The organism is Brevundimonas sp. (genome assembly GCF_032107865.1).
Taxonomy (GTDB): Bacteria; Pseudomonadota; Alphaproteobacteria; order Caulobacterales; family Caulobacteraceae; genus Brevundimonas.
In genome coordinates this window covers 1-5,942 of record NZ_DAMCNG010000168.1, presented here as the reverse complement: position 1 = coordinate 5,942, position 5,942 = coordinate 1, and the positions used below count along the sequence as shown (strand labels likewise).

Here is a 5,942-nt window from a genome sequence, read left to right as displayed (position 1 = left end):
GGCTCGACCACGGGCGGCGGCGCAGGCTGGGGCTGCGGCGGCGTGGGAACCATGGGGGTGCAGGCGGCGACCGAACCCAACAACAGAAGACGATAAGCGATACGCATAGTCACAGGCTAACGCCCCCGAATTCCACGACCAATCACAAGCGCGCGAAGGCAGGATCAGTTTCCGTGATAAGGGTGAAAACGGCGTTAACCATTCTTGAAAGCGGGCGGTTAATCCGCCGAATTTACATTGCAACGTTCCCTGAGCACGGCCTGGTGGCGGAGGGGCGACGCGCCGGACGTGCAAGTCCGGAGATCCTCCGTTCGACTCGGGGGCCAGGCCTCCAGCGGATTCCCCGTGCGGAATGTTGACGAAAGGCGAAGGCCTCTCTATACGACCGCCTCCGCCGCAGGTTCGCCCGCGGCTCTTTTGTTTTACTCGCCCTCACGGGCCTCCAACCGGGACATCCGACCATGAAGGTCCGTAGCTCGCTGAAGTCGCTGAAGGGTCGCCACCGCGACTGCAAGATCGTTCGTCGCAAGGGCGTTCTGTACGTCATCAACAAGACCGATCCGCGCTTCAAAGCCAAGCAAGGCTGATCACGCGCGACCGGCGCGCCCGGCCTATAGCAGGCGAGGCGCGCTGAACGTCGGTGGATGGGTGACTATCCACAGGGCCGCGGGCGTTGTCCGCGGCTTTTTCGCGTCCGGCGTTGAGCCCTGCGCCTGCGCGTGATTAGTGATTCTTTCTTAGACGCCCTAACGACCTGTGGTCTGCTTGAGGGCGTGGTTTTCTCTTGCCCTGACGGCCCTTGGCCTGTTTGAGGGCGCAGTTCTTCCTGCCCTAACGGCCTTCGGCCTGTTTGAGGGCGCAGCCTGATTTTGAGTTCTGGAGTTCAGTCATGGACGACGCTTCCTTCGACGCCAGCCCCGACGTCCTGACCGCCACGGCCCAGGGTCGCCTTCGCTCCATCATCGAGCGCCTGGAGCGCCTCGAAGAGGACAAGCAGGCCGTCATGGTCGACATGAAGGAGGTCTTCGCCGAAGCCAAGGGCGAGGGCTATGACGTCAAGGTGCTGCGCAAGGTTCTGCGCCTGCGCAAGCAGGACAAGGCCAAGCGTCAGGAAGAAGAAGCGATTCTGGACCTCTACCTCTCGGCTCTCGGCGAGATCTGAGGGAGGCGGGCCTGAAGCGCACGCCCTTCAAGCCCTCCGGCGACGGCCCTTCACGCTCCAGCAGCCTGAAGGGCGGCGGCGCCCTTAAAACCAAACCTTCTCTGAGCCCCTGGGAGCAGCAGAAGGAGGCGGCGAAGCGATCTGCGCTCAACGCCCTGAAACGCGCCCGTCGCTCGGCAGAGAAGGCGGGCGTTTCCCTGTCCGAGTGGGAGGGCGAGTTCCTCGATTCGGTGGGCGAGCGAATCCAGACCCATGGCCGCGCCTTCGCCGACCCGGAAAAGGGCGCGCCGGGCCAGGCCCTGTCGGCCATGCAGGGCCGTAAGCTGAAAGAGATCACGGCCAAGGCCAAGGGCGAGCCGCGTCGATTCGGACGGCGTCGTGGAGAGGCCGCGCCCGCGCCTGATGAAGGCGAATGAGGTCTGCAACCGTCCAGCTTGGCCGTGCGTTTCGCCTACGGATTTTCCATATCTCTTGAAAGAGAAGACTGATGAAACGCTTCGCCCCCGCCGCCCTGACCGGCGGCCTTCTGAGCTTGAGCCTGGCGCTGGCCGCGTGCGGGGATCGTCCGGGCGCGGCGCCCGAGGCGGCTTCGGAAGCGACGCCGGATCTCAGCGGCGGCCCCGCGACAGCGCCCCAGGCGGTCAGCCCGGCGCCGGACGCAGCCCAGACGCTGCCCGCCGTTGATGAAGCGGCGGCGCGCACGTTCGTCCGCGATGCAGGCTCCACGCTGGAGGTGCTGACGTTCGACCGGGTCGGCACGGTGACGAAGGAGGGGATGGTGAAGGGCTATGCGGCGCCGGTGTATGCCGTGCCCGTGGCGTCGGGTCAGACGCTGAAGGTCGCCTTCAAGCCATCGAACACCAATCTGTATTTCAACATCAGCGATGCGGCTGACCAGAGCGGCGCGGCCGTGTTCCGGGGCGAGGTTGACGGTCAGGCGGCCGAGCTGAAGGCCTCGAAGGACACGACCTACGTCATCACCCCTTTCCAGCCTCGCGCGACGGCGCGCCGGGGGTCGGAAGGCGGCTATAGCCTGACGGTCAGCCGGAACTGACATCGGAAAAGATAAAGCTGGTGAAGGGCGGCGGAGGCGAACTCCGCCGCCCTTTTCGCCGTCTAGGGCAGGGCGTTCAGGCGCATGGCCGACAGATAGGGCTGATAGGCCGTGCGGGCGGCCGCGGCGCCGGACAGGTCGTCCTGTTCGATGTAGACGGTCAGGCCATAGCGGCCCTTCAGCACGCTGATCATGGAGCCGACGCGGCCGCCTGAATCCTGAGGCTCGACGCCGATGACGACCGCTTCGCTGGTCGGGCCGTCCATGACCACGGGTAGGTAGTTCTCGCCGCCGATTGAGGCGAGGGCTGTCGGAGAGGACAGGCCCATCTCGCGCACGCCCTTGGTCATTTCGACGGCGGTGACGGCGCTCTTGTAGGCGGTCTCCTGAGCGCCCGCGAGCAGGCCGGACAGGGGGCCGCTTTCCTCGGGAACCTGCGCCTTGGAATCGATCAGCAGGATTTCTGTACTGGTCCCCGGCTCGCCATAGGTCATGGAGACCGAGAAGGCCTGGCACTCGACCTCGGTCAGCGGCTTGCCGGCGATGGTCTGGGCCGTCGGCATGGCGGCCAGCAGGGGATGGTTCTCGCACTCGGGCGGCAGGGCGACCTTGGACGCCTTGGCCGGGGCCTCAGGGTTGGAGCAGGCGGCGGTCAGGGCGGCGATGGACGCCACGGTCAGGACGACGGCGGTATGACGAAACAAGAGGACGGGCTCCCCCCTGATTGAACTGAGAAGAGACCTGTGGCCGGAAGCGCCGCCTGTTGGAAGCCCCCAATATCGTGGGTCAGTCCAGTTCCTGAACGCCCCCGCCGGAGACAGTCAGGATTTGGCCGCTGATCCACGACGCGGCGGGCGAGCACAGGAACAGGGCCGCGCGGGCGATGTCTTCGGGCTGACCCAGGCGACCCAGGGGCGTGTGTTTGAGCATGGCCTGCTCGATCTCGGGCGTCAGGACGCCGGCCAGGGCGTCGGTCTTGATCGCGCCTGGCGCGATGGCGTTGACGCGAACGCCGCGCGGACCCAGGTCGAAGGCGACGTTGCGGGTCAGGTGGCTGACCGCCGCCTTGGACGAGCCGTAGGAAGCCATGCGGGCGTTCTTGTTGTCCCCGGCCATGGAGGTGATGTTCAGGATCGCCCCGCCGCCTGCGTCCTGCATGTGCGGCGCCGCCAGTTGCATGAAGCGGAAGGGGGCGAAGACGTTGAGTTGATAGGCGCGCTCGAAATCGCTCATGGGCATGTCGAAGGGCTTGGGACCGCCGCCGCCCGCATTGTTCACCAGCAGGGTCAGCTTGCCGAAGGCCGCGACCACGGCTTCGACAGTCGCGATGCGCTGGGCTTCGTCGGTGACGTCGCAGGCTAGACCGACGGCGCGCCCGCCCGCCCGGACCACGCCGTCCGCGACGGCCAGGGCCTTGGCTGCATCCAGGTCCGTGACGGCCACGGCGGCGCCCGCCGCGGCGAAGGTCTCCGCGATGGCGCGGCCGATTCCGGCCCCTGCGCCCGTCACCAGGGCGACGTGACCGTCCAATCGGAAATGCGCGTCCATCGTGCAGCCCTTGTGTGAAATCTCACGAGGGAAGCGTCAGGCGCGCGCGAGGGTTCCTGCGCCCGGGGCCTTGGGACGCTCTCAGCCGGCTTCCTTGAGTTGTTCTTCCAGGCCCTGTTCGCGAACCTTGCGATAGAGGGTGGAGCGGCCGATGCCCAGGCGGCGTGCGATTTCGGACATGTGGCCGGAATAGACCTCGATGGCGTGCTGGATCAGGTCGCGTTCGATCTGCTCCAGGGTGCGGACGTGGCCGCGGTCATCGGTGATGCGGACCGGGCTGTCGTGCTGGCCGTCGTCATCGGTCGCGACGGACGTGGAAGCCGAGGCGGGGGCGTCTTCGCCGCGGGGTGCGGCGGCCACAGCGTCCAGCGGCACGGCGACGCCCGAGATGGCCGGGAAGTCGTGCGGCTGCAGCAGGGGCGAGTCGGCCAGGACCAGGGCGCGATAGACCGCGTTCTCCAGCTGGCGGACGTTGCCGGGCCAGTCGTGGCCCTGCAGCAGGGCCAGGGTCTCGGGCGAGCAACCGGCGACGCGTTTGCCTTCCTCAAGGTTGAAGCGGGCGATGAAGTGCTCGACCAGGGCCGGGATGTCCTCGCGCCGTTCGCGCAGGGCCGGGGCCTCGATCGGGAAGACGTTCAGCCGATAGAAGAGGTCTTCGCGGAAGGCGCCCTCCTTCACCTGCTGGGCCGGGTCGCGGTTGGTGGCGGAGACGATGCGGACGTCGACCTTGACCGGGCGCTTGCCGCCGACGGGATCGACCTCGCCCTCTTGAAGGGCGCGCAGCAGCTTGACCTGCATGTCCAGCGGAAGCTCGCCGATCTCGTCCAGGAACAGGGTGCCGCCGTTCGCCTCGACGAACTTGCCGGCGTGTTTCTCATGGGCGCCGGTGAAGGCGCCCTTCTCGTGGCCGAACAGGATCGACTCGACCAGATTGGCGGGCAGGGCGCCGCAGTTCACGGCGATGAAGGGCTTGCCCGCCCGGTCCGAGGCGCCGTGCAGGGCGCGGGCGATGACTTCCTTGCCGACGCCGCTTTCGCCGGTGATCAGCACGGGGATGGAGGACTTGGCCGCGCGCTGGCCCAGCGCCTTGACCATGCGCATGGGGGCGCTGTCGCCGACCATGTCGTCGAAAGAGGAGCGGCCCGCAGCGCGCTTTTTCAGGCGGCCGATCTCGGCGGTCAGCTGGGTCATCTGCAAGGCGTTACGGACACCGACCAGCAGGCGGTCGGGGCCGACTGGCTTGACGAAGAAGTCCTGGGCGCCGGCCTGCATGGCCTTGACCACCGTCTCTATGCCGCCGTTGGCCGTCAGCACGATGACCGGCGTCGCTACGCCCGCCGTGCGCATTTCGGCCAGGGCCTCCATGCCCGATAGGCCGGGCATGACGAGGTCCAGAAGCACCACGTCGGCGCCGCCGCCCTTGGTCAGACGGTCGATGGCCTCGCCCCCGCTTTCGGCGTGGACGACCGCATAGCCTTCACGGTCCAGCACCGCCTGAATCAGGCGGCGCTGCGTGGGATCATCGTCGACGACCAGAACGGTCTTGGCCATTGGAGCACACCCTTCAACATCACCATCGAACGGCCGTCCTCATTGGTTCGGGACTGGCTCGTTTCGACACAACCCTAGAACGGAGGGAATGAAGATCGGGTTTCGGAGACCTGAGTCAGGGGTTAACGGCGGCGGGGTTTGGGCAGACGGTTTCGGGCTGCAGCCGCCCGGTCACGGCGCCCATGTTCAGATCGGGCCACGGCGAGGCGGCGGCCTTGAGATCGGGATGCTTGAGCGCCTCACGCAGGTCGCGGCCGCCGGGGCCGGGACAATGGGGAACCTGATAGTCGCCCTGATGGACCCAGCGGCCTTCAGCGTCCTGTGCGAACAGGGCGATGTTGAAGGCGGTCGCCAGCAGGATCTCATCGCGGCCGTCGCCGTTCAGGTCGCGCTGCGCGGCGAGACAGTTGTAGTCGCTGTTGCAGGTGTAGCGCGGATCGCCGGACGACGCCGGGGCCAGGAAGGCGGCGGGCAGGGGCTTGTCCGCCGGCCAGGGAGCGATGGTGGGCGCGCGCGGCGGCAGGGCGGCTTCCTCGACGTCATAGCGCGAGGTTGAGGCCTGGGCCGCCTTGGCGCGGCGGGCGACCTCGGCGTCGGAGGATTTCGTCAGCTCGGCCAGGGCGGCGC

At 67.3% G+C, this 5,942-nt stretch carries 7 protein-coding genes, 1 tRNA gene and 1 pseudogene; 5 read left to right on the top strand and 4 right to left on the bottom strand.

The annotated features are described in order from the left end of the window. Positions 1-257 precede the first annotated feature (257 nt). The 5 genes from RT567_RS12680 to RT567_RS12660 all read left to right on the top strand — a co-directional run bounded on the left by RT567_RS12680 (position 258) and on the right by RT567_RS12660 (position 2,216). Positions 258-334 (top strand) — tRNA-Ala (locus tag RT567_RS12680). A 127-nt stretch (positions 335-461) separates the two neighbouring features. Next, on the top strand, positions 462-587 hold the full coding sequence (gene ykgO / locus RT567_RS12675; protein WP_003165750.1) for a type B 50S ribosomal protein L36: 126 nt from the start codon (positions 462-464) through the stop codon (positions 585-587). A gap of 302 nt (positions 588-889) precedes the next feature. Further along, positions 890-1,162, top strand: a complete 273-nt coding sequence (locus RT567_RS12670) for a DUF2312 domain-containing protein (protein WP_003165749.1) — start codon at positions 890-892, stop codon at positions 1,160-1,162. Between the two features lie 101 nt (positions 1,163-1,263). Further along, a complete protein-coding gene (locus RT567_RS12665) occupies positions 1,264-1,578 on the top strand; it encodes a hypothetical protein (RefSeq protein ID WP_313576679.1) in 315 nt (104 codons plus the stop codon). Positions 1,579-1,649: 71 nt separating this feature from the next. Further along, entirely contained in the window at positions 1,650-2,216 is a 567-nt protein-coding gene (locus tag RT567_RS12660) for a hypothetical protein (protein ID WP_313576678.1), read from the top strand. A 62-nt stretch (positions 2,217-2,278) separates the two neighbouring features. On the opposite strand, the gene RT567_RS12655 is transcribed toward RT567_RS12660, so the two are convergent. From RT567_RS12655 to RT567_RS12640, 4 genes and pseudogenes are all read right to left on the bottom strand, one after another. After that, positions 2,279-2,920 (bottom strand): hypothetical protein, encoded by a 642-nt coding sequence (locus tag RT567_RS12655; RefSeq protein ID WP_313576677.1) that lies wholly within the window; start codon positions 2,918-2,920, stop codon positions 2,279-2,281. Positions 2,921-3,002: 82 nt separating this feature from the next. Then, positions 3,003-3,764, bottom strand: a complete 762-nt coding sequence (gene hdhA / locus RT567_RS12650; RefSeq protein ID WP_313576676.1) for a 7-alpha-hydroxysteroid dehydrogenase — start codon at positions 3,762-3,764, stop codon at positions 3,003-3,005. An 81-nt stretch (positions 3,765-3,845) separates the two neighbouring features. After that, entirely contained in the window at positions 3,846-5,315 is a 1,470-nt protein-coding gene (locus RT567_RS12645) for a sigma-54 dependent transcriptional regulator (protein WP_313576675.1), read from the bottom strand. Between the two features lie 115 nt (positions 5,316-5,430). Next, positions 5,431-5,942 (bottom strand): annotated as a pseudogene (locus RT567_RS12640) (VCBS repeat-containing protein); the annotation flags it as partial.